The 26,891-nt window shown below is 42.4% G+C and carries 27 protein-coding genes and 1 pseudogene; 11 read left to right on the top strand and 17 right to left on the bottom strand.

What is annotated here, in order from left to right; translation table 11 throughout:
* Positions 1-72: 72 nt before the first annotated feature.
* The 6 genes from rplI to murQ form a co-directional block, all read right to left on the bottom strand.
* Positions 73-531: a 50S ribosomal protein L9 gene (gene rplI, locus ACQY1X_RS19615; protein ID WP_002737358.1), complete on the bottom strand. Its 459-nt coding sequence runs from the start codon at positions 529-531 to the stop codon at positions 73-75.
* 69 nt (positions 532-600) lie between these two features.
* On the bottom strand, positions 601-960 hold the full coding sequence (locus tag ACQY1X_RS19610; protein WP_002737039.1) for a hypothetical protein: 360 nt from the start codon (positions 958-960) through the stop codon (positions 601-603).
* 94 nt (positions 961-1,054) lie between these two features.
* Positions 1,055-1,633, bottom strand: coding sequence for an esterase/lipase family protein (locus ACQY1X_RS19605; RefSeq protein WP_002750357.1), 579 nt, complete (start codon positions 1,631-1,633; stop codon positions 1,055-1,057).
* Positions 1,634-1,742: 109 nt separating this feature from the next.
* Positions 1,743-2,120 (bottom strand): DUF4164 domain-containing protein, encoded by a 378-nt coding sequence (locus tag ACQY1X_RS19600; protein WP_002744089.1) that lies wholly within the window; start codon positions 2,118-2,120, stop codon positions 1,743-1,745.
* Positions 2,121-2,300: 180 nt separating this feature from the next.
* On the bottom strand, positions 2,301-3,791 hold the full coding sequence (locus ACQY1X_RS19595) for a site-2 protease family protein (protein WP_430015032.1): 1,491 nt from the start codon (positions 3,789-3,791) through the stop codon (positions 2,301-2,303).
* Positions 3,792-3,818: 27 nt separating this feature from the next.
* Positions 3,819-4,739 (bottom strand): N-acetylmuramic acid 6-phosphate etherase, encoded by a 921-nt coding sequence (murQ, locus tag ACQY1X_RS19590; RefSeq protein ID WP_002736540.1) that lies wholly within the window; start codon positions 4,737-4,739, stop codon positions 3,819-3,821.
* 195 nt (positions 4,740-4,934) lie between these two features.
* Here murQ and rplU point away from each other — a divergent pair, with 195 nt between their 5' ends.
* The 3 genes and pseudogenes from rplU to ACQY1X_RS19575 form a co-directional block, all read left to right on the top strand.
* Positions 4,935-5,324, top strand: a complete 390-nt coding sequence (gene rplU, locus ACQY1X_RS19585) for a 50S ribosomal protein L21 (RefSeq protein WP_430015031.1) — start codon at positions 4,935-4,937, stop codon at positions 5,322-5,324.
* Positions 5,325-5,358: 34 nt separating this feature from the next.
* Positions 5,359-5,628 (top strand): 50S ribosomal protein L27, encoded by a 270-nt coding sequence (rpmA, locus tag ACQY1X_RS19580; protein ID WP_002738127.1) that lies wholly within the window; start codon positions 5,359-5,361, stop codon positions 5,626-5,628.
* An 86-nt stretch (positions 5,629-5,714) separates the two neighbouring features.
* A pseudogene (locus ACQY1X_RS19575) lies at positions 5,715-5,807 on the top strand (PEP-CTERM sorting domain-containing protein); the annotation flags it as partial.
* Between the two features lie 32 nt (positions 5,808-5,839).
* Here ACQY1X_RS19575 and ACQY1X_RS19570 read toward each other — a convergent pair.
* From ACQY1X_RS19570 to accA, 3 genes are all read right to left on the bottom strand, one after another.
* Positions 5,840-6,193: a HepT-like ribonuclease domain-containing protein gene (locus tag ACQY1X_RS19570; RefSeq protein ID WP_002744095.1), complete on the bottom strand. Its 354-nt coding sequence runs from the start codon at positions 6,191-6,193 to the stop codon at positions 5,840-5,842.
* Entirely contained in the window at positions 6,183-6,473 is a 291-nt protein-coding gene (locus tag ACQY1X_RS19565) for a nucleotidyltransferase family protein (protein WP_016516799.1), read from the bottom strand. Before ACQY1X_RS19565 ends, ACQY1X_RS19570 begins: the two co-directional genes overlap by 11 nt.
* Before the next feature lie 165 nt (positions 6,474-6,638).
* Entirely contained in the window at positions 6,639-7,628 is a 990-nt protein-coding gene (gene accA, locus ACQY1X_RS19560) for an acetyl-CoA carboxylase carboxyl transferase subunit alpha (RefSeq protein ID WP_002737858.1), read from the bottom strand.
* Between the two features lie 313 nt (positions 7,629-7,941).
* Between accA and ACQY1X_RS19555 the strand changes: the two genes are divergently transcribed.
* The gene (locus tag ACQY1X_RS19555; protein ID WP_002790803.1) at positions 7,942-8,889 is read left to right on the top strand and encodes a fused MFS/spermidine synthase; all 948 of its coding nucleotides are present in this window, start codon (positions 7,942-7,944) and stop codon (positions 8,887-8,889) included.
* 51 nt (positions 8,890-8,940) lie between these two features.
* Here the strand turns inward: ACQY1X_RS19555 and recJ are convergent, their stop codons facing one another.
* The 4 genes from recJ to ACQY1X_RS19535 form a co-directional block, all read right to left on the bottom strand.
* On the bottom strand, positions 8,941-11,223 hold the full coding sequence (gene recJ / locus ACQY1X_RS19550) for a single-stranded-DNA-specific exonuclease RecJ (RefSeq protein ID WP_430013387.1): 2,283 nt from the start codon (positions 11,221-11,223) through the stop codon (positions 8,941-8,943).
* Between the two features lie 283 nt (positions 11,224-11,506).
* Entirely contained in the window at positions 11,507-11,761 is a 255-nt protein-coding gene (locus ACQY1X_RS19545) for a MoaD/ThiS family protein (protein ID WP_016516797.1), read from the bottom strand.
* A 19-nt stretch (positions 11,762-11,780) separates the two neighbouring features.
* Positions 11,781-14,804: an exonuclease subunit SbcC gene (gene sbcC / locus ACQY1X_RS19540; RefSeq protein WP_430015030.1), complete on the bottom strand. Its 3,024-nt coding sequence runs from the start codon at positions 14,802-14,804 to the stop codon at positions 11,781-11,783.
* 138 nt (positions 14,805-14,942) lie between these two features.
* Positions 14,943-15,170, bottom strand: a complete 228-nt coding sequence (locus ACQY1X_RS19535) for a hypothetical protein (RefSeq protein WP_004163204.1) — start codon at positions 15,168-15,170, stop codon at positions 14,943-14,945.
* A gap of 211 nt (positions 15,171-15,381) precedes the next feature.
* On the opposite strand from ACQY1X_RS19535, the gene ACQY1X_RS19530 reads away from it, so the two are divergent.
* Both ACQY1X_RS19530 and hrcA read left to right on the top strand, forming a co-directional pair.
* The gene (locus ACQY1X_RS19530; RefSeq protein ID WP_190722022.1) at positions 15,382-15,720 is read left to right on the top strand and encodes a rhodanese-like domain-containing protein; all 339 of its coding nucleotides are present in this window, start codon (positions 15,382-15,384) and stop codon (positions 15,718-15,720) included.
* Between the two features lie 137 nt (positions 15,721-15,857).
* Positions 15,858-16,934 (top strand): heat-inducible transcriptional repressor HrcA, encoded by a 1,077-nt coding sequence (gene hrcA / locus ACQY1X_RS19525; protein WP_430015029.1) that lies wholly within the window; start codon positions 15,858-15,860, stop codon positions 16,932-16,934.
* On the opposite strand, the gene ACQY1X_RS19520 is transcribed toward hrcA, so the two are convergent.
* Positions 16,921-17,214, bottom strand: a complete 294-nt coding sequence (locus tag ACQY1X_RS19520; protein WP_430013382.1) for a hypothetical protein — start codon at positions 17,212-17,214, stop codon at positions 16,921-16,923. The two genes, hrcA and ACQY1X_RS19520, sit on opposite strands and share 14 nt — an antisense overlap.
* Positions 17,215-17,443: 229 nt before the next feature.
* On the opposite strand from ACQY1X_RS19520, the gene menA reads away from it, so the two are divergent.
* The 4 genes from menA (at position 17,444) to ACQY1X_RS19500 (ending at position 22,413) form a co-directional block, all read left to right on the top strand.
* The gene (gene menA, locus ACQY1X_RS19515; RefSeq protein ID WP_430015028.1) at positions 17,444-18,352 is read left to right on the top strand and encodes a 2-carboxy-1,4-naphthoquinone phytyltransferase; all 909 of its coding nucleotides are present in this window, start codon (positions 17,444-17,446) and stop codon (positions 18,350-18,352) included.
* A gap of 173 nt (positions 18,353-18,525) precedes the next feature.
* Complete coding sequence (locus ACQY1X_RS19510; RefSeq protein WP_002750369.1) at positions 18,526-20,220, top strand: helicase HerA domain-containing protein; 1,695 nt, start codon at positions 18,526-18,528, stop codon at positions 20,218-20,220.
* An 82-nt stretch (positions 20,221-20,302) separates the two neighbouring features.
* A complete protein-coding gene (rlmD, locus tag ACQY1X_RS19505; RefSeq protein ID WP_002737565.1) occupies positions 20,303-21,667 on the top strand; it encodes a 23S rRNA (uracil(1939)-C(5))-methyltransferase RlmD in 1,365 nt (454 codons plus the stop codon).
* A 344-nt stretch (positions 21,668-22,011) separates the two neighbouring features.
* Complete coding sequence (locus tag ACQY1X_RS19500; protein ID WP_002735716.1) at positions 22,012-22,413, top strand: ATP-binding protein; 402 nt, start codon at positions 22,012-22,014, stop codon at positions 22,411-22,413.
* Here the strand turns inward: ACQY1X_RS19500 and ACQY1X_RS19495 are convergent.
* A complete protein-coding gene (locus ACQY1X_RS19495; protein ID WP_002735085.1) occupies positions 22,410-22,691 on the bottom strand; it encodes a DUF6439 family protein in 282 nt (93 codons plus the stop codon). The genes ACQY1X_RS19500 and ACQY1X_RS19495 overlap by 4 nt on opposite strands.
* 72 nt (positions 22,692-22,763) lie before the next feature.
* Between ACQY1X_RS19495 and ACQY1X_RS19490 the strand changes: the two genes are divergently transcribed.
* Positions 22,764-23,165, top strand: coding sequence for a DUF2203 domain-containing protein (locus tag ACQY1X_RS19490; protein ID WP_430015027.1), 402 nt, complete (start codon positions 22,764-22,766; stop codon positions 23,163-23,165).
* Between the two features lie 165 nt (positions 23,166-23,330).
* On the opposite strand, the gene ACQY1X_RS19485 is transcribed toward ACQY1X_RS19490, so the two are convergent.
* Both ACQY1X_RS19485 and ACQY1X_RS19480 read right to left on the bottom strand, forming a co-directional pair.
* Entirely contained in the window at positions 23,331-24,887 is a 1,557-nt protein-coding gene (locus tag ACQY1X_RS19485) for a M16 family metallopeptidase (protein ID WP_190537706.1), read from the bottom strand.
* 545 nt (positions 24,888-25,432) lie between these two features.
* Entirely contained in the window at positions 25,433-26,881 is a 1,449-nt protein-coding gene (locus tag ACQY1X_RS19480) for a hypothetical protein (RefSeq protein WP_430015026.1), read from the bottom strand.
* Between the last annotated feature and the right edge of the window lie 10 nt (positions 26,882-26,891).

Raw genomic sequence — 26,891 nt, 5'->3', positions numbered from 1 at the left:
CTATCAGCGATCAGCTAGTTAATCGCTCTGATAAATTTTCACTGATTACTGATAACTATGCCCCGACAATTTTTATTGTGCAATTACTTTAATTTCGATATCGGCACTAACTTCGGGATGGAGTTTGACTTGTACTTTATAGACTCCCAATTGACCGATATCGGGAACGGTAATACCACGGCGATCAATTTCTAATTTGGCATTTTCTAGAATAACCGTAGCCACATCTTGACTGGTGACAGTACCGAAAATCGCCTCGTTTTCACCCACCTGTTTAGGGATGGTGTAGGGACTGAGTTTTTCGATCGCAGTTTTTCTGGTTTCCGCTTCTTGTTTTTCGGCGAGGAGACGTTGACGCTCTTTTTCTTTCCTAAATTCTGCCTGTTTAATCGCGCCTTTGGTGGCTAAAACGGCCACACCTTGGGGGATAAGGTAATTGCGCGCATAACCGGGTGCCACTTCCACCACATCGCCATTTTCACCTAATTTGCTGACTTTTTGATTGAGGATAACCTGCATTCGTTTCGCCATGATCTTGACCTAAAACAATAGTTCCAAAACCTTTATCATACCATGCAATCGTCAAGTCTCGATCACAAGTTAGTTATTGCCGGCGGCGATGATTTGGGTTAATAGGGGACCGATTGCCTGAAAAGCCGAGGGTAAAACCGCTACGGTGGCGGCTGCGATAATAATTGTCGTGGCCAATCTCAGCACTTTCTCGGAGGCTTTTTCGTAGGTGTCAAATTTATAGTCGAGCTTGTCTAATCTTTGGTCTATTTCCTGAAAGCGTTGTCCCATAGCATCAAAACGTTGGTCTATTTCCTCAAAACGTAGATCTATCGCCTCAAAACGTTGATTTACTGCTGTTTGGAAGCTTTTCAGTTCGTTGAGAACATCGGTTAGGGTGGGTTCTTGAGTGGACATGGTGACACCTTCGGGAATTTGATCGCCTAACACAATTATAACCTTAAGTCAAGCTTTTTTGATGATAATTAACGTTTTTATTGGTAATATTTTGACCTTGTTCCGGTATTGGAGACAACCAGTATTTCTATTCTAATAAGGTCTCTTTAATTGTTGTTAAAACTTTGCTATCTTTGACCATCCAAGCATGAAGCAATACGGGAATCGAAATTTCTTTCCCCACCGATAAACGGGAACTATGGGCAGGAAATATCATTAAATCGTAGGGAGTCCAGATAATTGTGGTTTTAATTTTATTTAAAATTTGTTGACAATCTTTATTTAAATCCTCTAGAAATTGACTCCCTGGCTGCATTTGTCTAATCCCATCTAAGGGTAAACTATATGCGGTTAAAGTGCCTCGATTCGGGGCAGAAATATTTAGGTAACGTTGCACTCTTGCCACCCCTCCTAATCTTTGCAGGTAGTAGCGGGTAATTAATCCTCCCATACTAAACCCAATCAGATCTACTTTCTGCTCTTTAGCAAAGTTTTTCTCGATATAATTGTCCACCTGACCGGCTAAAACTTCTAACTTTTCGTAACCATGATTGGGAATTAGATTAAAACTATGCACCTGCCAACCATGATAGTTTAAATACTCGCTCATCGGTTTAAAAACAGCCGTAGTGTCCAGAAAACCATGCACCAAAACAACGGGATTCATAGATGAGGTTTTATCCTTAAATTCTGAATCTATTCTAACGGATGATCGGGGTAATGAGGGAAAAATTTTTGGGAAGAGCCTATCTACTAGGTGCGGCTACCGGCAACTTCTAAGGATTAGGGAAAAAACCAAAAAGTTTAGCGGCACCTCCTAAAATAGCGACTACCAATGCTATCAGAATCCCTCGATTGGTGAATTCCTGATAGGCAACCCTTGCAGTTAATCCCTCGATTTTTGTACTTACTCGTTCATCCAAAGCTTTGATTTCTCCCTTGAGTTCGGCCTGTCCTATTTCTACTTTAGTTAACCGGTCTTCTATCTTGTCAAATCTCTCATCAATACGTTTTTCCAGAGAGTCGATTTTCTCGTCAATACGTTTTTCCAGAGAGTCGATTTTCTCGTCAAGGCGTTTTTCCAGAGAGTCGATTTTCCCCTCAATTCTTGTCAGGACAGCTTCTAGGGAATAAGTGACAGTTTCGTTAGACATTTTGAGCAACTCCAAAAGTCAAATCTCCAGGGCTAAATGCTGGGGGCTATATCTTACGGAAAAATCAGGGGTCTATAGGCGGACGCGGATTCCCATTATAATAAAATAATAAGTCAAGACTTGAGTTTTTGTCAAGCTTTTTTTTGACGGCAATCAATGGCAAGAATTTCGGGGAAGTATTTAGCCACCGATGCCTAAACGTCCCGCTAAACTAGGGCTTAAAGGAATCAGAGTCGCTAACATTAAAAAGAGCAGTAATAAACCCCAACCAGCGCGGGTGTCATCGGGTTCGGTCAACTCGTTTAAACTAGGTCTTTCCAACTCTCTTTGTAAAAAAGCGACTAAAATTGTCCAATAGAGAGGAATGGGATTGCTAGAATTAACTAAGGAAATAATGCCCAAAATAACCAAAGTGGCCACAGTGGTACGGCGGGCAATTTTGCGACCATAAATAGCCTGAACAATTCTGCCACCATCTAACTGTCCGGCGGGCAGTAAATTAAGGGCAGTAATCACCAATCCTAACCAACCAATAACAGTTAAAGGATGCACGGAGATAACGGCATTTTGTAACTCGTCACCTAAAACTATCCGCGCTAAAAAACTCACTAAAATTGAACTTTGGAAAAAGGTACTAGGGATTTGAAAAAGGCTGGCAGAATTAGATAAAGTCAGTCCAACAATTAACAAGATTAAAGAAACCAAACCTCCCAAAGCAGGACCAGCAAAAGCTATATCAAATAGGACACTGCGGTTAGGTAATAAAGATTCAAAACGAGTAATCGCCCCAAAAGAACCAATCTGCCAAGTGGGAAGAAAATAGGGTAAACTGAGACGAACATTATGGCGTTTAGCGATAATTAGATGACCAATTTCGTGGGCAATTAATACCGACCATAAACCCAAACTGAGGGGAATTGCTTCTCGATATCTCTGCCAATTACTAAACAAATCAAAACCTAATAAAATTCCCGCCGCTTCTAAGCTGGTGACAATGGTAGCGACTAACAAAACTAAAGAGAGATTTTTTTGAGCAAGAGTTGCAGGACTAGGATCATTAGTTTTGGGAAGGATAATTACCACCGGTTTTTCCTCGGTTCCTTCCACCAGAAATAAACGATATTTATCACCAAAATGATTACTTAATTTCTGGGTTAAGCGCGAGTGAACTATATCCGGTTCTCCCCGTAAATTGCCTTTAAAAATTGCCCCTTCCTGAAAAGAGATAGTTTCGGTGGCAAAAAAAGTATCTATCCCAAAAATACTCTGAATAACTTTTATATCCTGTTCGGAAATTGGCATCACATCCGGCACAATTACTGTCACCGCTGCCGGGGTTTCTAGGGGAGTAACGGACTGGCTAACTGCTGGGTTAACTTTTGGTTCAATTATCTGATTGGTTTTCAGTAAGCGTAACCGGTTGCCTAAATAAATATAGATAATTGTGGAAGCAACCAGTAAAAAGAGAATTACCGCTAGATTGAGAGCAATTCCCGCCGCAAATAGCCCGAAAAAAATTAACCAAGGAGCTATTAGTACCAAGGATTGTAACCAAGGTAAAATTCCCAGTTGGCCGTAGGGTTTAGCTCGATAAAAACTCCAAGTCAAGATAGCACCAGCGACGAGGAAAATAACAGCGACCGCAGCAATTTCCGAAGAAATATTAACCATAGGAAAGTCAAAATCAATAGGTTTTTATCAATCAATTTGATTATAAGCTTGCAGGGCAGCCCGTAATTGCCCTCGATGCTTTTGTAACAATTCTTGTCCTGCCGCCGCCGAAAGTCCCGTTTTCTGCATTAACAAAGCCAGTTTAACCCGGCGGCCACTTTTTTCCAGTAAAATTGCCGCTTCCTCACGACTAATATCGCTAAGGTGGCAGATAATCCGTAGGGCGCGGTCATGGAGTTTATGATTAGTAACAGCCACATCGACCATCTGGTTGCCGTAAACCTTGCCTAACATTACCATTGTCCCTGTGGAAAGGATATTTAAAGCCATTTTCGTCACCGTTCCCGCTTTCAGGCGGGTGGAGCCAGCCAAAAGTTCTGGTCCGGTCAATAAGCGGATATCCACATCCACGGCGATCTCCACCTGTTCGGCGGGGACACAACTAATGGCAATCGTCGTCGCACCTCGCTGTTTTGCCGCCTGTAAAGCCCCGTGAACGTAGGGGGTTGTCCCCCCGGCGGTAATCCCCACTACCACGTCTAATTCGTGAATTTCTCGCTGGGCAATAATCGCCGCCCCATCTTCCGCTTTATCCTCCAAATCTTCGGAACTACGCACCAGCGCTGCCGCTCCACCGGCAATAATTCCCTGTACCAATTCCGGGGGAGTGCAGAAGGTGGGGGGACATTCGGCCGCGTCCAAAACCCCCAGCCGGCCACTGGTTCCCGCCCCAATGTAAAAGAGCCTACCACCCTTAGCCAGAGCTTGACTGGTCAGGGAGATTGCTAGGGCCAATTCTTGCCGGGCTATGGCGATCGCTTTTAGGGTTTGGGCATCCTCGCGATTGAAGAGATCCACCAATTCGAGCGGGTTTAATTGGTCTAAATTTAGGCTGTTTGGGTTAATTTGTTCGGTTAACAGGTGTCCTCTGCTTTCCCACTGTTCCATAACGGTTTAATTGAGCTTTTCGTAAGATTATTTTTAGTATATAGCGAATCGGTGGGCTAAAGGCTTGACAACTGCCCCCTAGATATTAGACAATAGTAAATCGTGTCAATTCCTGCTCGGATCAGGTGAAGACATTAGCACAAAAGCTGGAATTTTTTTCAGCTACCTGTACGGCAAAACGAGCGCAGAAAATTCATGAGTTACGCAATTATTGAGACCGGTGGCAAACAGATTCGGGTGGAACCTGGTCGCTATTACGATATCGAACTTCTTCCCGTTGATGAACAAAGTACCCATACCATCGACAAAGTGCTATTAATCCATGATGAGGATGATATTAGCATCGGTCAGCCCTTTATCGAAGGGGCCAGCGTCGAAGGGACTGTCATGCAACATCGTCGGGGCAAAAAAGTTATTGTCTATAAAATGCGCCCGAAAAAGAAAACCCGTAAAAAACGCGGTCATCGTCAAGAAATTACCCGTTTTATGATTGATTCAATCAATTATAACGGTAAAACCCTAGTCGCCACTGCTGCCACCTCCGTCGCTGAAGTTGTAGAAGATAGTGGCGACGAAGAAGAATAACTTTTAGAATCAAAAAAGCATTTGGAGAGAAATTATGGCTCATAAGAAAGGTACGGGCAGTACCCGCAACGGACGCGATTCTCGTTCCCAGAGACTAGGCGTTAAGCGCTACGGTGGTCAAGTGGTAAAAGCGGGAAGTATTCTCATCCGTCAACGGGGTACTAAAGTTCACCCGGGTAAAAATGTTGGTCGTGGTGGCGATGATACTTTATTCGCTTTAATTGATGGTGTGGTCAAATTTGAATACAAGGATAAAAGTCGCCGTCAAGTTAGCGTTTATCCTGCTGAAGTTAGCGCTAGTTAATCGACTCTCTCGACATCATGGTGTCAATTGCGCCCCGACATTACTACATATTAGTTGTTATGAGGGGGCGTAGGACTCAAGTCCTCCTTACCCTCGCTACTCTCCCTGCAGCTTCAACCATCAAGGGCAAACTAAAACCCTCCCAATCCAGCGAAAAAGAAACCACAAAAGTAGGCTAAATTGCCCGATAAATATGACAAATGCCCCGCAACTATTCCGGGTCTGTTTCCCTTGCTAATACTTCTTGTAGTTGTGGTACTAAGGTCGGCAAATCTTCTCGAATTGTTGCCCAAATTCTACTTAAATTAACTTGAAAATATTCGTGAGTTGCAACATTTCTCATTCCTGCCATTAAACGCCAAGGAATAAGAGGATAGCGAGACTGAATTTCCTTCGGTACATTTCTAGTTGCTTCTCCGATAATAATAAAATCATAGAGAACCGCTTTGATATTTGTTTGATTCTTGGCAAATTCCTCAAACGTCATTGCCTTTGTTCGCTGTTCAATTTCACTGATAGATTCTAAAATGTCTTGAAGGCGAAGTCGCCAATCTCTAGAAGGCATTGATCAGCTCCTCAAGCACAGGTTCTCGTAAATGTTCTCTTAAGGCATCCTGAGTTCCTAAATCCACAGAGCATCCCAGAATATCTTCTAAATAATACTGTACTTGCAGAAGTTGAAAAAAACCACCTTGTCGATCGAATTCTACTAACAAATCTACATCACTATCGGCATCAGCTTCATCCCTGGCCACTGAACCAAATAAAGACAAAGATTTCACCCCTAGTTTTTGTAACTGTTCTCGGTGTGCCTCTAGAATTGCCAGCACCTCGTCCCGTTTCATTTGGTGTGTCTTTGAACCTGCCATCAATATTATAGCTTTGTCGGTGCAACCCTTAAGCTGAAGCTGAAATCTTCCAAATCTACAAAACAAACTAATCACTGAAAACTCACATCTGATAACTGATAACTGATAACTGATAACTGATAACTGATCACTGCTCACTGATTAAGCGGTAGCTTCTAAAAATACGCCTAAATTGCGGAATTTTTGATAACGAGATTCGCGTCGTTGTTGGGGAGTTAACAAAGATAAAGTCTCTAAATTTTCACTAATAGCGGCTTTTAAATTGGCTGCCGCTTTAATCGGATCAGCATGAGCCCCTCTGGAGGGTTCAGGAACGATCTGATCGATAATATTTAACTCTTTTAAATCTTTTGAGGTAATTTTGAGGGCCACTGCCGCTTTATCAGATTTTTTGGCATCTTTCCAGAGAATGGCTGCACAAGCTTCGGGAGTCGCCACGGTATAGACAGAATGCTCTAACATTAACAGGCGATCACCGACACCGATCCCCAAAGCACCGCCCGAACCACCTTCGCCAATAACAGTACAAATGATCGGCACATCTAAACGGAACATCTCCCGAAGATTATAGGCGATCGCTTCTCCTTGACCTAATTTTTCCGCTTCTACCCCCGCCCAGGCGCCGGGGGTGTCAATAAAGGTTAAAATTGGCTGATTAAACTGATGAGCGTGTTCCATTAAACGCATGGCTTTACGATAACCACCGGGGGCAGCCATGCCGAAATTTCTAGCCACATTATCCTTAGTATCCCGGCCTTTTTGATGCCCGATAATCACCACGGGACGACCGTTAAAACGGGCAACACCACCCACAAGAGCGGGATCGTCGTAACCACCGCGATCCCCGTGCAACTCGAACCATTCATCGGTGATGGCCTGAATATAATCTAGGGTGCTGGGGCGCCGGGGATGACGGGCTAATTGTAGCCGTTGGGAAGGGGTGAGATTGCTAAAAATTTCACGACGTAATTGATTAGCTCGTTCGTCTAGTTGACTAATTTGTTCCGAGACATCTACGCTATTTTCTTGGGCTAATTCTTTAATCTGTTCGATGCGGGATTCTAATTCGTAGAGGGGTTTTTCAAAATCTAGGAGAAAAATCTTTTTCTCGGTAGTCTCGTTTTTGGTCATAGGTTAGTGGCTAGAAGTTTACTGTTCGCTAAGTAGGTAGGCGTTAAAAATTATCAAATACCCCCCTTATCAACGGGGGATCAAGGGGGGATCGGCACCCCCCTTATCAAGGGGGGCAGGGGGGATCAGAGGCAAAATCTATCTTCAATTTAATTATAACTACTTACTTAATCTTTTCTAGCTTAACGTTTTTCAGCGATCGATTATCGGCAGCTTCGGGATGACTGGGAGATAATTTCAGGTTATCGATCGAATTTTGTCAATTGTTGTATAATGATAGATCGTGCCTTTTTCACCCCAAGGAGGATTAGTTATGGCAGGAAGTGAACTAAAAGCGGATCTATGGGTTAACGAATATATTACCCCCTGGGACATTTATAGTCATGGGGTTTCGCGGATTTTAGCCTACAAAAAAACCGCTTTTCAGGAGATGTATATTGTAGAGTCGGGGGCCTATGGAAAAGCCTTGGTACTGGATGGGAAATGGCAATCTTGTACGGGGGATGAATTTATTTATCATGAAGCATTAGTGCAACCGGCAATGATTGCCCACCAAGAACCAAAAACTGCTTTAATTCTGGGAGGTGGTGAAGGTGCGACAACCCGGGAGTTATTGCGTTGGAAAACAATCGAAAAAGTGATGATGATCGATATCGATGGGGATGTGGTGGCAGCTTGTAAGGAACATCTTCCCGAAATGCACCAAGGCACTTTTGATGATCCTCGTTTTGAGTTAGTTGTGGCCGATGCTTTAGAAGTTTTAGACACTACTAACGATCAATGGGATATTATTATTTCTGATCTGGTTGATCCCATCGGAGAGGGTCCTTCTTTCCCCCTATTCACGAAAGAATACTTTGAAAAACTACAAAGAGTTTTGGCCGAAAATGGCATTGTTGTTGTCCAATCTGGCCCGGTTTCTCCTCCTTCAGTGATGTATCATGCGCGTTTGGTGAATACTTTAAAAGCAGTTTTTCCCTACGTTCATTCCTATTGCGCTCCCACTCCTAGTTATGGTTCTCCTTGGGGTTTTACTCTTTGTGCTAATCATCCTTTAAATACTCGTCCCGATCCCGATGTGGTGGATGAATTAATCACCGATACAACTACGGGAGGATTACGTTTAATTGATGGCATGACTTTACTAGGAATGTTACAAACTCCTCTCTATATTCGTCAAGCAATCGCACAAAATACGGAAGTTTATACCCTAGCAAAACCCCCGAAATTCTTCGGTCAAGGAGTTATCAGTAATCAGTAATCATCAGTTATCAGTTATCAGTTATCAGTTATCAGTAAATAAGAGTTATAATTAGAAATCGATCGAGTCTTCATGATTAAGAATTGTTTGCAGAATTTCTAGGGGAACAGTAGCAAAGTATTGCTGGAGAAAGTTTTCTAAGGCCACCGCTTCCAGAAATTGCTCAATCTTATTAATTTTTGCCTCATGATTGACTAATTCAAAGGATAAATTTTCTTGATTTTCCTTGACTTTAAAGCCATTTTCTGCTAGGGAAACTAATCCTAATTCTAGGGTATAATAACTGAGGTTTAAACGGTTTTGTAATTGTTGACGGGAAATACTGGTTTTAGTTCTAGCTAAATATTTCCCAATCCCCACAAGGTTTATCCATGAGGTGTGAGCGGATTTTTTTAAAGGACTAGCATAGGCAAGAACTAACTTTTTATCGCGTAAAATTGCCTGTTGATATTCCCTAGAAAGTTTTGTCCAATCCCGGGGACATTCCCGGAGAAAAAGGGGATTTAATTGGTTAACTTCTTGATTAATTTCTCGATTACGATTGTCGATTAAAAAATCTTTTTTATTGCCATAGCTTAGGAATTCTTGTTGATAGGGTTGCAGAGCAATTAATCGCACTTCATAGCGATTTTTGGAGGTATTAAAATCTAATTCAACTACGGCATCATAATGGGTATCGGCAGCAATTTCGTCTCTCTGATGACCCCACCACATACCGGGGAATCCCTGCTCGATTGAACTATCCCAGAGATCAAAAGTTGTCCGGGGATAAGCGATTTTTTTGCCTTTGAAATCCTCAAGATTTTTATGCCAAAGATTGTGAAAATAACAATTTTGAATTAATAGCTTCGGTGTCGGATTACCCATCCCACAGGGTTCCAGTAATTTTAATTCTCGAAATAGACTTTTTCCCAATTGGGAAACCGTCACCACTGCATCCACTTCTATCTGAGAAGAAAGGGAAGTTAAATCAATTCCTGTGCGTCGCAACTGTTGATTAATTCCCTCAATAAATAGGGGTAAATTTTCTATGGTTAAACTTAAACCAGCGGCCAAAGGATGACCACCAAAACGATGTAAAAGATGGGATTGAGAGGATACTAATTGATAGAGATCGATCTCACGAATTGACCGAGCGGAACCCTTAGCAAAAGGTGGTTCACTGGTACTTAATAAAATTGTTGGTCGCTGGTATTCTTGGGCAATTTGTCCCGCAACTAATCCTAAAATTCCCGCCAGCCATTGGGGATCATCTAAAATAATTACATTAGTGGTGGAAAGATCAATTCTCTCTAGTTTTTTCTGAACTTGTTTAATAATATCCCGTTGGATTTCTTGGCGACGAATGTTGGCTAATTCCGCTTGTTCAGCTAATTCGTGACAACGTTTTTCATCTTCACTGGTGAGTAATTCCACACAAAATTTAGCATCGCCATAAATGCGACTGACGGCATTAATTCGCGGTCCAATACCGAAGGATATATCCATCGGTCTATCTCCGGTTTTGTTACATAACTCGAGTAATTTTTTAACTCCTAAACGCTGAGTATTTTGCAGTTTTTGCATACCTTTTTGAGCTAAATAACGACATTCTCCCGTCAATTTGACTAAATCGGCAATTAAACCAATCGCAACTAAATCAAGTAAATTTTCTAGGGGTTTTCTGGGAATATCTGCTAGGGTTAAATACATCGCTTCCACTAATTTATAAGCAACAGCAACCCCAGAAAGATGATAGAAAGGATGGGTTTCCACAAAGTAGCGGGGATTAATCAGGGCAATCACCTCGGGGCGCTCGTCGGGTAGGGTATGATGATCGGTGATGATAATATCGATGCCTAAACCGTTTGCATAGTCAATTTCAGCGATATTCGTGCTTCCCGTGTCACAGGTGACGATTAAACGGGTTCCTTGATGCGCTAGTTTCTCGATACCTGGACAATTGAGGCCGTGGGATTCTTTTTGGCGATCGGGTATGTAATAATCTAACTGTTGATAGGGTGGAAAAAACTGCCCCAATCCTTCCCAGAGGACACTGGTAGCGGTGACACCATCGGCATCGAAATCACCCCAAATAGTCACTTTTTCGCCTTTATTTAGGGCTTTTTCCAGTCTTTTGACGGCGAAGTTCATTTCTTGCCCAAAATCAAAGGGAGTTTTTGACTGATAAGCTTTCTCATCCAGAAACGTCCGCAGAGTCGCCCCATCCCGGACACCGCGATGCCATAATATTTGTGCCACGACGCTGCCATCCGACTCTGGGGTGTAGTCTTGGACTATTTTTAAAAACTCTTGGGGAAGAGTTACCGATGGGGGAATTTGCCAGTTAGACACGGGATATCAAGGAAAAAGTAAAAAGGGAAAAAGGTGGCAGTTTTTGTGATTTTCCCTATCTCCATTTAGGGCTTGCTGAACAAATGTGAAATGTAGGCAAGGTAAGGGTTTTGTGGCTTTTCTCGCGAAACAGGTGCAAGATTTTGAGAGAATCGTGCTTCAAAACCTTGCGTCTTCATCAGCCCGCGTCCTGTAGGGGCGAAGCATTCGGACAATAACCTATCGGTGAAACCGTAGATTTTCTATCCGAATGCTTCGCCCGTACTTTTTCAGCAAACCCCATTTAGCCACCACTAACGGGGGGAATTAGAACTATCTCATCGCCATTTTCGAGGACTTTCTCTCCCGAAACAAACTGAAGATTAACTCCAAAACGAGTAACATTGCGCCATCTTTCTAATTGAGGATAGGGGGCTATAATATAGTTTAACACTTCTGTAAGGGAAGTGTGGGCAGGAAATTCGAGGTTTAATTGTGAAGTTTGATAGACTTCTTGATAAATAGCAAATAGTTTTACTGTTACCGTAATTTTTTCCATATTTACATCAATATTTTTCCTAGGATAATAACATCAATTGGGAACCCTGTTCGGTTTTGCGGACTTCGATGCGATGTTGAAAAGCTTCTTTAAATTGGGGCATATGAGTTACAGTCAAAATACAGGCAAAATCGGCGGATATAGCGTTAATTGCCGCGATTAAGCGATCGCATCCTTCCGCATCCTGAGTTCCGAATCCTTCGTCAACAATGAGCATTTGTAGAGCTGTTCCGGCTCTTTGTGCCAATAATCTCGCTAAAGCTAATCGAATCGAGAAATTAATCCGAAAAGCTTCCCCTCCTGAATAGGTTTCGTAGGGACGGGATCCCCGGGTATCACCAATAATAATGTCTAAAGTATCGATTAACTTTTCTCGCTGTTTCTTCGTACCTTTACCGCTTTTTTGGGTTAAAAACTGCACATGAAATTGATTACCAGTTAAGCGAGCTAAGATATGATTAGTTTGTGCTTCTAACTCTGGTAAAACATTCTCAATCATTAGAGTTTGTAAACCATTTTTGCCGAAAGCTAGGGCTAACTCTTTATGAACTCTATATTGTTTTTTAACTTTAGCTAAATCGCTCTCTTTTTCTGTCAGTTGTTTACCTAAAGTTTCCAGTTGATGTAACTTCTCCTCAACCCGACCTTTTTGGGAGAGCAATCCATCAATTATCTGTCTCCGCTGTTGAATATTAGTCGATAATGCGGCTATTTCTTGGCGATAGTCGGTCAAAGTACCAATCTTTTGAATAATATTTGCTAACTCCTGATTCAGCTTCTGGCGATCCTCATTTCGCAGCTGTAATCTTTGCTCAATGTCAGCGATTTTAGCGGCTATTTCTGGATAAATTTTTTCCGCTTGTTGCCAGTCTTGATACTGTAATCTTACCCCCTGTAATTGTCGAATCAGATTTTGAATATTCTGATGTTCACTGCGATCATAATTTAAGTTTTGAATAAGCTTTTCTAAGCGTTCAATTTCCTGTTTAAGTGGGGAATTTTGACCTAGTTCTTGCTTCTCTTGTTCTAGTTTAGCTAATTGGTTAATTAAATTAGGTTTCTCAGCCTTGATATTAGATAAACGACGGTTTGCTTGCTTAAGTTCTGATTCTTGAATTTCTGCCCAACGCCATCTTTTTTCTTCTCCTCTGACTAAAGCATGACTTTGTTCATCATAATTTAATAAGGCGATTTCTTGATTGACAATTTGCAATTCTTGCTGTAATTCTAGGGCATAATTGCCACTGCGTAAAAGTGCTTCTAACTCCACAAGTATCTCCTCGGTTTTCTCTAGTTCTATTTCCTTTTCTTCAATAGTTTCTAACTTGACTTCCAACTGCACATATTTTTGTTGTAGATTCGATCTTGCTGGCAATTCTTGTTTAATTTGGGCTAATTCCTCGCGTAAACGTTTTAAATCTCGATCGCAGTCTGCCATCTGTTCCTGTAGGGACCAAATTTGCTCTTGAATTTGTTCTTGATGTTGATGGGTTTTTCTGATTACCTGATGACGGTGATGACTGTCTAAATTCTGTTCACACAGAGGACAAACCGAATCAGGAATATTTAATTTTTCCAATTTATCAGTTAACTCTAAAAGTTGTTCTTCATATCTTTTCTGTTGATCCAATAAACTTTTTTTATCCACTTGTTTAACAGTTTCCTTTTCTTCCACTCGTTCACAATAGGTTTGTTTTTTATCTAGTTCCTTAATTCGCTTGGCTAAATTGAGAGCTTCCTCTCTTAGAAGCGGAATACGAGCGATTTCTGTCTCTAATTGTTGCCGATTTCTTTGCAGTTGTTCCCGACGAGCATTAATCCTGGCTTTTTCCCGTTCCAACTGCATATTTAGATCAGCTTTTCGGCTATTTAAAGGAGCATATTTTAAAGCTAATCTATCCAATTCCTGAAGACGTTGACGATGATAATTTAATTTCTCTAATCCTGCTTGAATATCCCCCGCTTGCTCGATAATTTTTTGAGTTTCTTGTTCCTGTCTTCGCAATTCTTCTAAACGAGCGCTCGTTTGTTGGATGGGAAGGGTAAATTCGTTAATTTTTTGCTGTAATTTCTGTTCTAATTGTTGTTTATCATACTGGGCCTGTTGCCAAGCTTGCAATTGACTTGACAAACTTGCCTCTTTCTGGTCTAAATTGATTAGGCGCTCGTGTGCAGTAATAATGTCATTTTTGCGATGAAGAATAGTCCTTATTTGATTTAATTGATTGTCTAGACTAACTTTTTCCCGGTCTAATCTCTCGATTTCTGCTAATAAAGCTCGCTCCTGTTCTCGTTGCCACTGCAGCTGTTTTTCCCAATTCTGACGCTGATTTTCTTCCCCTTGCAGTTGCTGTAAACGCCGATTATTTACCTCTTGTTCTTGATTAATTTGGTTAATTTGGGTGCTTAACTCTTGCAGGTGTTCCTGATAAGAATTTTTCTCCTGAAGACGGAGTTTGATAGTTTCTACTTGCTGCTCGATCTGGAGGGATTGTCCATCAAATTGTTTCGATATATCCTTGGCTTTATTCGCTAAAATTTCATAGCGATCGAGTTGTAATAATTCTGCTAAAATCTGTTTACGACCACTGGGAGGCTGTTTCATAAACTCGTCCGCTTGTCCCTGTCGTAAATAAGCAGAATTAATGAAAGTTTTATGGTCTATTTTCAGATAAGTATTAATCTGTGCTTGAGTATCTTTAATACTTTTACCCGATAAAGGACGAAAACTCTGATCATTAATCACCTGAAAATCTAAACCAGAAGCTTTCCCTCCCCGGTGACGACTACGGATAATTTTATAGATTTCTCCCCCATAACTAAACTCGAAATCTACCCGCGCATAATCGCTGCCCGCATGAATCACATCATCACCAATCGAGACGCGACTTTCTCCCCAAATTGCCCAAGTAATTGCTTCGAGTAAAGAGGATTTTCCCGCACCATTGGCACCACAAATACAGGCAGTATGTAATCCGCGAAAATCTAGCACTGCCTCGCGATAACTGAGAAAATTTTTTAGGGTTAATTGTAGGGGAATCATAAGCTAGGGAGTGGGGAAGTGGGGAAGTGGGGAAGTGGGGAGATGGGGAGATGGGGAGAATGCAGTACAAGGCATAATTAGCGGAAATTCGGTCACTCAGCCTCAGTAAAATATTAGTATCAAATAGATATTTAGCCATTAGTCATAGATAGTTTCACGCCCTAATGCTTCATCGGGTAATCCGGGGGTATCCTTGGGTTGACTTTCCAGAAATTTTAGCCAATCTTCTGCTTTTTCTTGGGAGGTCATCTCTTCAATTTTTGGCGAAGTTATCTGAGTTAGAAATTGGCTGAAGTTTAAGACTTCTTGTTGTTTTTCTAAAGGAAGTTTTCGCAAGTTTTCGATAACGGCTTGTTCAATATTCATCAAAATTCAGCTGGTCGATTAATCGGCGTACTAAAAAGCATCAATCTCTTCAATACCTGCCCTTTCCCCATCATATCACCCCCCCCCGCTCTGGCACTGACCAAATCCCCCCACTTGGCTGGGATATTATTCCTACGCAAGTCCCTAACCGCTCAGGGTCCCCCGATTTGCTACTCTAAAGGAAAGATAACCGATTCTTAAAACCAAATCTATGAGCATTACCGAAATTAGCGTCCATGAACTCGCTCTCCGTTTAGCCGATCATGATCCTAATTTACAACTTATTGATGTGCGCGAACCAGAGGAAGTTGCCATGGCATCTGTAGCCAATTTTACCATTTTACCCTTGAGTCAATACCAAGAATGGTCGCCCACTATTGCCAGCCAATTCAACCCCCAAGCAGAAACCCTCGTTATCTGTCACCATGGCATGAGATCCCTGCAAATGTGCCAATGGCTACAAAGTCAGGGTTTTACTAATGTTAAGAATATTAACGGTGGCATCGATGCTTATTCCCTCCTCGTCGACCCTAATATTCCCCGTTACTAATTTTCATGGCCACCATCGGGAAAAGAGAGAGGCAAACTATCCCCTTTCTCACCATGGATTACTGATAACTGATAACTGATTAAGCGTTATACTGTCTAAAAAAATGTTATAAATCTTTATCTTAAGATTATTCCCCTATGTCCGCTAGAACCCATCTCAGCGATCGCTATCAACATATCTTAAAGGCGACAATCCAACATTATATCGCCACGGCCGAACCGGTTGGCTCGAAAACTCTACTCGATGAGTACAAGTTTACTGTTAGTTCCGCCACGATTCGCAATGCTCTGGGTAAACTGGAAAAAGAAGGTTTACTCTATCAACCCCACACTTCCTCCGGACGCATTCCCTCCGATTGGGGTTATCGTCTCTACGTCGATGAGTTGATGACTCCCGATGACCGTATCGGCGAAAAAATCGGCTATTATCTGCATCAAAATGCTAAATCTCCCGCTTGGAGTCTCGAAAGTCTGCTGCAACGGGCCACCCAACTTTTAGCCGGTTTAAGCGGTTATATCGCTATCGTTACTCTTCCCCACACCCTCACCAATACCCTGCGTCATCTGCAATTAATCCCTGTCTCGAACTGGCAGATCATGTTAATTATTGTTACAGATAGTTTACAAACACGCTCGGTTATGATAGAGATTCCTGAGTCTATGGCAACGGACAAGGAGGATGGATTAGCAGAAGAATTACAAATCCTCTCTAATTTTCTCGGGGAAAAATTAAAAGGTTATTGCTTGGCAGATTTAATTAACCTCGATTGGCAGCAAATCGAGCGAGAATTTACCCGTTATACCCATTTTCTCCGACAATTAAGCCAAGAAATCAGCGCTAGTCTCCAATCCACTGCCATCCCAGAGATTATCGTCCATGGTGTCGCTGAAGTCATTCGACAGCCAGAATTCGCCCAATGGCAACAAGTACAAATGTTACTGCATCTATTGGAAGCAGAACAGGATCGCCTTTTACCCCTGATTTTACAAAGACCAGAACTAGAAAAATCAGCTAAAAAAGTCAAAATCACCATTGGTTCCGAAAATCCTCTGGAATCCATGCGCCCTTGTACTCTTATCTCCGCTTTTTATAAACAGGGAGATACTCCCGTCGGTAGTGTCGGCATTATCGGACCGACGCGAATGTTATACGAAAATACTATTCCCCTAGTGGAATCCACCGCTAACTATCTCAGCGAGGCTATAAGTAAGTAGATATCCCCCGTAAAGGTTCGGGAATGGGACAATCGACAGTAAACTCTAAAATTGTCTCACCATCCCCCAAATAGCCAGAATTGGCAAAACAGAGCAACATCCGCACCAGCGCCACCCACACCTGTGCATCGAACTCCCAATCCTGTCCCCGACGCGCTCCACAGGCGATCGATTTTAGCGCCCAAAAATAACTATTTCTCACCACCGAACCGCCTTTTTTATAAACTGGCACATCCTCATGGTGAATATAAAGAATATCATCTTTAGCGGTCGCTCTCATCGGTGGCTAGGAAAGTTATAGGAATTTTCAGTTTACCGTCTAGAGAATAACACCCTATAGGAAATTTTGGGCGCATCCCCTGCACTCCTACCATTTTTAATAACTTCTGTTTATCATCACAAATAGGAAATGCCGCTTTTCTAGTGGAGGCACAAAAAGCTATAATTCTACCTTAAACCCTCGTTTTTTATCCCTAGAGCGATCGAGTTTTCCTGATTATTATTCAGCTATGACCACCGATACTATCACCACTCCCTCACCCAAAAAACTCTGGTTAGCAGCCCTGAAACCACCAATGTATAGTGTGGCGATTATACCGATTATTTTGGGAACAGCGATCGCTTATCAGGAAACAGGTCAATTTTCCCTGCCGATTTTTGCCACTTTTATCCTCTCAGCTATTTTAATTCTCGCTTGGTTAAATCTCAGTAATGATGTTTTTGATGCCGATACTGGGATCGATGTTAATAAAGCTCATTCGATCGTTAATTTAACTGGCAATAAATCTTTAATTTTCTGGCTCAGTAATCTTTTTCTATTAGTCGGTATTGCTGGCATTTTTGCCATTAGTTATTGGCGAGGCGATTGGATTATCCTAGAATTAATCGCCCTCTGTTGTTTTTTGGGCTATACCTATCAAGGACCTCCCTTCCGTCTCGGTTATCAAGGATTAGGGGAAATTATCTGTTTCTTTACTTTTGGACCCTTGGCGATTGCTGCTGCCTACTATTCCCAAGCAGGTGCTTTTTCTGTCTCTAGTCTAGCAGCTTCAATTATTATCGGGATTACCACTTCTATCATCCTTTTTTGTTCCCATTTCCATCAAGTTGCCGATGATCTCAAAGCGGGTAAAAAATCACCCATTGCTCGTTTAGGTACTTTAAAAGGTTCTAGAGTTTTAACCGTAGTGACGGTTCTCGTTTACGTTTTAACGGTGGTTTTTGTGCTGCTGCAAGTTTATCCCCCTCTCACCCTTTTAATCTTCCTTAGTCTCCCTTTCGCTTGGCAATTAGTCCACCACGTTAACCAAAATCACGATCAACCTCAGCTAGTCAGTAACTGCAAGTTTATAGCGGTTAATCTTCACTTTTTTAGTGGCATTCTCTTCTCCCTTGGCTATTTCCTTGCTTCCCGTTGATCAACCCGATTTTTTTTCTTAAACCCCTTTATCAGTTATCAGTTATTAGTTTTGAGTTTTAAGTTCACTGATTACTGTTTACTGATCACTGATGACTGTCCCCGATCGAGTTTGCACCGATTAACGGAAAAGTGACAGAATAGGGAGATAGATCGCCACAAATCAAGGTTAGCATGAGTGAACAGCCCCTCGGATCGGTTATTCAAGGTTCCCTGAGTGAAGGTTTAGAAATCCGTCTTTATCCGGATATTTCCGTGGAGGATATGCGCGTCGGTAAGTTTTTGGTTGTGCAAGGCACTCGCTCGCGTTTTTTCTGTCTCCTCACCGATGTCTCCCTGGGTAACTCTAGTCCCCGGATTATCGCGAATCCTCCCCATCCCGATGATAGTTTTATGCGCGATGTTTTAGCGGGTAGCGGTACTTATGGTACTATTGAACTATCGCCTATGCTCATGTTTACTCCGACTGGAGGTAATTCCCCGGCAGTTTCCGACACTTCCTTAGGCTCTTTTCAACCCCAAACTAGCGCCGATTTAGAATTACTGCCAGTTAAAACTATTCCCGCGCATTTTAGCCAAGTTTATGAAGCTTGTGAGCAGGATTTTCGCATGGTTTTCGGTTGGGAAGATGATCCCACCAGAAAGAATTTTGCTATTGGTCAACCCCTTGACATGGACGTGCCAATATGTATTAATCTCGATCGCTTTGTGGAACGTAGTAACGGTGTTTTTGGCAAATCCGGGACGGGAAAATCCTTTTTAACCAGATTACTAATTTCGGGCATTATTCGCAAACAAGCAGGGGTTAACCTCATGTTTGATATGCACTCGGAATACGGTTGGGAAGCGATGAAAGAGGGGAAGGAGGTTTCTACGGTGAAAGGATTATGTCAATTATTCCCCGGACAGGTGGAAATTTATACCCTCGATCCCGATTCTACCAAACGCCGGGGAGTACGAGGAGCGCAGGAATTATTCTTAAGTTATAATCAGATTGAAATCGAAGATATTCGTTTAATCGGTCGGGAATTAGGTATCTCGGAAGCTAGTTTAGATAATGCCAATATTCTCTATAACGAGTATGGAGAATCTTGGATTACTCAGTTATTAAATATGAGTAACGAGGATATTAAAATCTTCTGTACGGAAAAACAAGGCCATGCGGGATCAATCATGTCCCTCCAGAGAAAATTAATGCGTCTAGATAGTTTGAAATATTTAAGAAGTGTTTGTCCTCACAATTATATCGATCAGGTTTTACAAGCTTTAGATGCGGGTAAGCACGTTGTCATTGAATTTGGCTCCCAAAGTAATATGCTTTCCTATATGTTAGCCACCAATATGATCACCCGTCGGATTCATGCTAATTATGTTAAAAAAGCTGAATATTTTTTACAAACTAAAAACCCCGTTGATCGGCCGCAACAGTTAGTGATTACCATTGAAGAAGCTCATCGATTTCTCGATTCTGCTGTGGTACATCAAACTATCTTTGGAACCATCGCCAGGGAGATGCGAAAATACTTTGTTACTCTCTTAATTGTCGATCAAAGACCTTCAGGAATTGATAACGAAGTTATGTCTCAGGTAGGGACGAGAATCACCTGTTTATTAAACGATGAAAAGGACATCGAAGCCATATTTACTGGGGTTTCTGGAGGGGGAAGTTTGCGATCAGTTTTAGCAAAATTAGACTCAAAACAACAAGCTTTAGTTTTAGGTCATGCGGTCCCTATGCCGGTAGTAATTCGTACTCGCGCCTACGATCAAAAATTCTATACTGAAATAGGTGCGACCGACTGGCGAGAATTACCCGACGAGGAAGTTTTAGCGGCGGCCAAAATTGCCAAAGCTGATCTAGGATTTTAGAAAAATTAATTTTTGATTGTAGAATAGAGTTGGGTTATTTTTACTGAGAAGAAACCCTAGATGAAAACTGGTTTCCCTAACTATGCAACAAGGTGATTTAATCGAGATCGAGATTACCGACCTCAACCATACGGGCGAAGGTGTGGGAAAATACCGAGGACAGGTGATTTTTGTGCCAGATACGGTTATTGGCGATCGCATTCAAACTCGCATCACCTATATCAAAAAAAGTCATGCGATCGGCAAACTACAAACTATTCTACAAGCATCTCCCCATCGTATCCGGCCTCGCTGCATCGTCGCCGATAAATGTGGTGGCTGTCAATGGCAACACATCGAGGATCAATTTCAGCTGCAGGTCAAAAAAGAGCAAGTACAAGAGGTATTAACCAGAATTGGCGGTTTTACCGATCCTTTGGTTTATCCTCCCCTCACCGGTACTTCTCCCCTCGCTTATCGCAATAAAGCTACCTATCCTCTCGGATTTTCCCCCACCGGCAATGTGCAAGCGGGTTATTATCGTCGCGGCAGCCATCATCTGATTAATCTCAATCAATGTCCAATTCAAGATCAGGCTTTAAATCCGTTTCTAGCAGAGATAAAACAGGATATTCAGGAGCAAGGCTGGTCAATTTACGATGAAAAGACCCATCAAGGACAATTACGCCATTTATCCCTAAGAATTGGCCGCCACACGGGAGAAATTTTATTAACCCTGATTAGTACCGATAATAATTTACAGGGAATTGAGACCCAAGCGCGGCAATGGCTGGCAAAATACGGCAATTTAGTCGGTGTAACCCTGAATTATAACCCCGATCGAGGTAATGCTATTTTTGGCACTCAGACCACAACTATCGCCGGAAGGGACTATATTAACGAAAAGTTCGCCGGATTAACCTATCAATTGGCTGCCGATACCTTTTTTCAGATTAATACAGAGGCTGCTGAAGCTTTATTGGCGCTTATTTGCCAGAAATTAGAGCTTAAAGGTGAAGAAATTCTTATTGATGCTTACTGTGGTATCGGTACTTTTACTTTACCCCTCGCTAAACGGGTTAAAGAGGTGATTGGACTAGAATCCTATAGCTTTTCCCTCGATCGAGCCAAGATTAACGCCCAATTAAATAATATTACCAACACAACCTTTATTTTAGGGGCTGTAGAAAAAACTTTACCGCAACTGACAGTTAAACCCGACATTATTCTACTCGATCCGCCCCGCAAAGGTTGCGATCGCTCTGTCCTTGATAGCCTGTTACAGCTGCAAAGTCAACGCATTGTTTATATCAGTTGTCAAAGTGCAACTTTAGCCAGAGACTTGCAATATCTCTGTCAAACAGGCGATTATCAACTGCTAGAAGTGCAAACCGCCGATTTCTTTCCCCAAACTCCCCACGTCGAATGCGCTGCTTTTCTTAGACAAAAAAACACAAATATGGTATGATGAAATAAGGGGAAAAACCCGACCCTTTAGCCGTTTATAGCTGAAAAGTCAACGGTTAAGGATAATAGCATATTAAGCCCCGTTCCAGTTAACTACTTTTTTGATTAACTACTCGCTCAAAGCTGCCTTGATTTTCGATTGGTGTGTAGATCAATCATAAAAATATCTAATCAATCTCAGAGACAGAAAAGGGACAAAATATGACTCATTAGGTATGGCAATCATCTAGATCGACGGTTAAGAGACCTTAATCTTTCTGCAAGAGAACAGTCATTGAATAAAAGCTAGAGGTAAAGCGCGTGATTGCTATTTCACTGCCAACAAGCAAACGAAGCTGGAACACCATGAGTTTCGCTTCCACCTTGTATCTTTGTCCGATTTTAGATTTATTGACCGCTAGTATTCCCGAAGAATTAGAACCAGAAATTAGATTAGGATTGCAGGAAGCTTTAGTTAATGCCGCTAAACACGGTAATCATCTCGATCCCAGCAAAACCGTCGTTGTTCAATTTTCTAGCAGTAAAGACGAGTATTCTTGGGTAATTACCGACGAAGGTGGTGGATTTACGCCAGGTTGTCACCATCATGGCTGTAGTTGCGATTGCCCCAATTTTCCCCCTGAAGAAGCGGAAAATGGCCGAGGACTGTGTATGTTATATCAAATCTTCGACCAAGTTCACTGGAATCAAACAGGAACCCAACTGAAACTTTCTAAACAAATTAAACAGGAACGCTGGTTGAATTAATGACCATGACCGTGAGAAGGACAGGGAGGAGCAGAAATCGAGCGATCAAGCCAGCCTGTAGCCTGTTGTAGCCGAGGAAGTGCTTCTTCTGGCTGATTATCTAATAAAAACACCAAAGCCGTCCCCAATTGTTCAGCAGCCCGAGCATTACGATTGGCCTTCAGACGATGCCAGTCAATTGGTGCGATCGCCAAACGTTCCGCCAAAATCCGCGCCAATTCCAGGGTAGATAGATCATCAACAGTCTGAGAGGAGGAAGAGACAGGGGATGGAATCATAATCAAAAGGTTTCGTAAAACCGTAAAATCGTCTATAACTATAGTTTAGACGCAGGCAATCGGATCGAGTCCATGTCCTTAGAAGAAAACCCCTACCCTAACGATGAATCGGCAGAATTTACCGAAGCGATTGAAGAAGTCGAAGCGGCGATCGCATCACTAAAAGACCGTTATCGACAGATCAGTGAAGCAGAACAGCAAAAAAAAGACCTAGAAGCACAATTTAGCCAAATAGAACCCCAATGGCGCGAAAATCCCCTACCTGAACTAGAAAAGGAATTAGTACAAATTCGCGAACAGATTCAAGAATTAGAGGTAATTTTAGAAAGCAATTTGCTTAAAGAAGGGGAATTAAAGCGCCTATTCTGGGAAGGAATCCGTCGCGGACTGCTGGGGGAAGTTTTTTGGCAAATTGTCCGCTTTGGTGGTATTGGAGTCTTACTGGGTTGGATTCTGCGATCCTGCAGTGGGTGATGAACTGGTATCTAAATTACTTGTTAAGACTGCACTGGGGAGGAGAGAAGGTAGGTTTTTTCAAGGATCGGTAAACAGTAATCAGTGAAAAGACAGGAGAAAACTGCCATTTAATCATGCTCACTTAATACCGCTCACTGAAAAATCGCCTATCTCCCCATCTCTCTATTTCGGTAAAATTCGGCCAATAGTGCGATTTTCCGGGGTAAAAGTCTCTTTAGCCACCCGTTGAATATCAGCTGCCGTGACAGCATTATAAGCATCTAATTGGGCGAATAAATTACGCCAATCGCCGGTTTTTACCTCGTATTCAATCAAGGATCGCGCCATGCCCATGTTAGAATCAAGACCTCTTAATAGGGCTGCCCGTAGTTGATTTTTAACCCGTTCTAATTCCTGTTCCGAAACCGGTTCATTTTTCAATCTTTCCAACTCCAAATTTAAACCCTGCGCTACTTCCTCCAGGCTGACATTAGGAGCGCTGAGAGCATAGAATAACAGCAAATTCGGGTATTTATCCCCCGGAAAGCCGTTAAATCCCTGGGCAGCGAGGGCAAGTTGTTTGTCCTCCACTAAAGCTTTATACAGTCGCGAAGTTCTTCCTTCACTCATTAAAGTGGCAATAACCTCGTAAACCGCATGATCGGGATGATTGAGGGCGGGACGATGGTATCCTTCTAAATACCAAGGCTGCGAGGCTAATTTTAGGGTAATTTCCTTGGTTTTGGTTTGGTTCGGTTCCACTACCGTCACCTGTGGGGGTTTCGGTTTAGCGGGAAAACGACCAAAATAAACTTTAGCTAACTGTTTGACCTGTTCTGGGTCCACATCCCCGGCGATAGCTATGGTTAAATTACTGGCAGGATAAAATTTATCGAAAAAGTTTTGGATATCTGAGGGTTCCAGATTGCGAATATCTCGATCGTAGCCGATAACGGGACGTTTGTAGGGATGGACAGTATAAGCTTGATCGAGAAAAGCTTCGATTAATAGACCCAAGGGGCTATTATCCGTCCGCATCCGTCTTTCTTCTAGAATTACGTCTTTTTCTTTGTAAAATTCCCGTTGGAACACCGGTTCTAAAAATCGTTCCGATTCCAAAGACATCCACAATTCCAATTTATTCGACGGGAAGCTGTAAAAATAGCTAGTTGCATCGCTGGAAGTGGTGGCATTTAAACCGACTCCCCCCTGAGTTTCGACAATTTGCCCGTATTCGTTGCGTTGGACGAATTTCTCGGACTCTGCCTTAGTTTTTTGAAATTCTTCCGTTAATTTAGCCACTTCTGCGCTTTTACCTGCTTTTTTGGCCGCTTGCAGTTCTTTGTCTATAGCTTCAAGGCGATCGAGGACTTTTTTCTCGCTAAGATAATCGCTAGTACCGATGGTTTTTGTGCCTTTAAAGGCTAAATGTTCCAAAAAGTGGGCAACTCCTGTTTTACCGTCTGGTTCATCGGCACCTCCCACATCCGCGTAGGTGACAAAGGAAATAACCGGGGCATCGCGATTTTCTAGGATAATAAATTTTAGTCCGTTATCGAGGCGAAATTCGGTAATTTTTTGTTGAAATTGCTTAAGGTAGGGGGTAATCGATTGTACATCGGCTGGTTCCTCTTTCGCTTGGGCAAGAAGGGGTGAGAAACTCCCAAAACCCCAAAACACAAGGAAAGCGACCCAAAAGCCGATTACAGCCCGATAATAGGGGTTATTTTTAATGATCATAGATAGTTTTATCAGGTGTCGTGGGAGCGAGAGATCGATCGCTCTGTTCGATCTTAGCAGTCGATTGTTAGGAGAGGGGGAGTGGGAATTGTGAATTATGAATTATAAATTATGAATTGGGAAGTGGGGAAGTGGGGAAGTGGGGAAGTGGCAATGGGGGCTTTTCAGTAAACAGTAATCAGTAAACAGTTAAGCTAAGACGCATTTAAACCGCTTATTCTTAGATTAGCCGAACCTCCCCCAATCCCTTTACTGTTGCCTTTTGCCTCTTGCCTTTTGCCTCGTCTCAACAAGCAATTTAAATTACGAACAGCTTAGGGACTTGCGTGGGAATAATATCCCAATCGATCGGAGGGCGCAAGCTTTGCGCCCCTACAGTAACGGATTTTGCCCACAATGTAGGGGCGAACTGCGTTCGCCCAAAAGGTACATTATCAAAGCGCAAGTCCCTTATCAGTTGTCATTTCATTGTTTACTGTTCACTGTATCTCAACAGTAGAAGAATTTCTATAACATCGTCAAGTTTATTACTGTTTGGGCGACTATTACTGCCCATCTAAAATGCCTCTGAGGGGGTTGCGGGCTTTTTCTTCTAATTTTTTACCTCGCACCCAAAGGACAGCACAAAATCCGAAGATAACTAGCCAAAATAGGGATATTGATTGCCATTCCCAAGATAGGCGATGATACAGAGCAAAAGAGGTAAACCCAAATACAATGGGAAACCAACAAAACCAGGGAAAAGCTAATATCGACAAGAATCGCACCCATAGCCAATCTGTTTTTTCTTTAGCCCGATACCAAATTCCCAAACCAAAGCCAATAGCCGCAACCCCAGCCCCAGCCACAGCGCAAGCCACAGCCACAGCCACATCCCCAGTCACAGCCACAATCACAGGCACACTCACAGCCGCAGCCACAGGCACACCCACAGGCACACCCACATCCCCAGCCCCAGCCGCAGCCACAGCCACAGCCACAGTCACAGTCACAGCCCAAGCCACAGCCACAACCCCAGCCACAGCCCCAGTCACAGTCACAGCCCAAGCCACAGCCACAGTCACAGTCACAGTCACAGCCCAAGCCACAGCCACAGCCCCAACCCCAGCCAAAGTCAAAGCCCAACCCCCATTCCGAGCCACAACCCAAGCCACAGCCCCAGCCCCAACCACAGCCTCATACAAAGCTGTTATTCCTTCCCAAACTAGGTTTTTTCTGAGTAGTCGATACCATTCTCGGCAAAACGTCCAGGGTCCCAGTAAGCTCAATTGCATCAATAAAGTTGGCTCTGATAGCTCTGATTTTTCTTCTTTGGCCTTAAATTTTTGCCATAAAACTATTAAAAAAGACAAGACAACAACAATTGTGATTGCCATCAAGCCATTAACCCAACTTTTTGGCTGACTGTACATGATAGCGAATATTTCAAATACAGATGCAAGAGAAAGCAAGAAGACAACAGTTAAAACAATTAGATATTCTCGGCCTTTTTTAAACTCATATTCTATTTTTTTAAAAAGATTGCGCCAGTCGTTTCTTGTGGGGCGGCGGTAGTTGATTAAGCGAAACAGTAAGGCAAATTTTAATTCAGGTGTCAGACTATTAAATAAATATAACCAACGCTGGTTTGGAGTGATTTTACTTAAAACTCGATCAACAAACTCTATTTTATTGTCTAAATTTTCAAGTGAAACCGATTCCAATTCATTTTTAAAAGAACTCAACTGAGTCAGATTAATTTCATCTTGTAACTGAATCGCACATAAAGGAATGACTAACCGAGGATCGACTTCAAGAGTGATTGTGGGAATATCATCAGCAGAGCTTTCAATAATTGCAGCAGCAACTTTCTTGACAGTAGCAGAGAACTGAAAATTGCTTGAATTTTCAAAAGGTTGCCAAATCCAATTTAAGTCCGTTTCGATTACCTCTTGTGGCTGGAGCTTTTGTTTGACGGCTCGATTTTTTAGTCGGCGAATGAATCTGAATAGCATTAGTTTTCCT

The sequence above is a fragment of the Microcystis protocystis FBCC-A270 genome (genome assembly GCF_050500235.1).
Classification (GTDB): domain Bacteria; phylum Cyanobacteriota; class Cyanobacteriia; order Cyanobacteriales; family Microcystaceae; genus Microcystis; species Microcystis ichthyoblabe_A.
The sequence above is the reverse complement of the archived record's forward strand: the minus strand, read 5'-3'. Positions and strand labels throughout refer to the sequence as shown.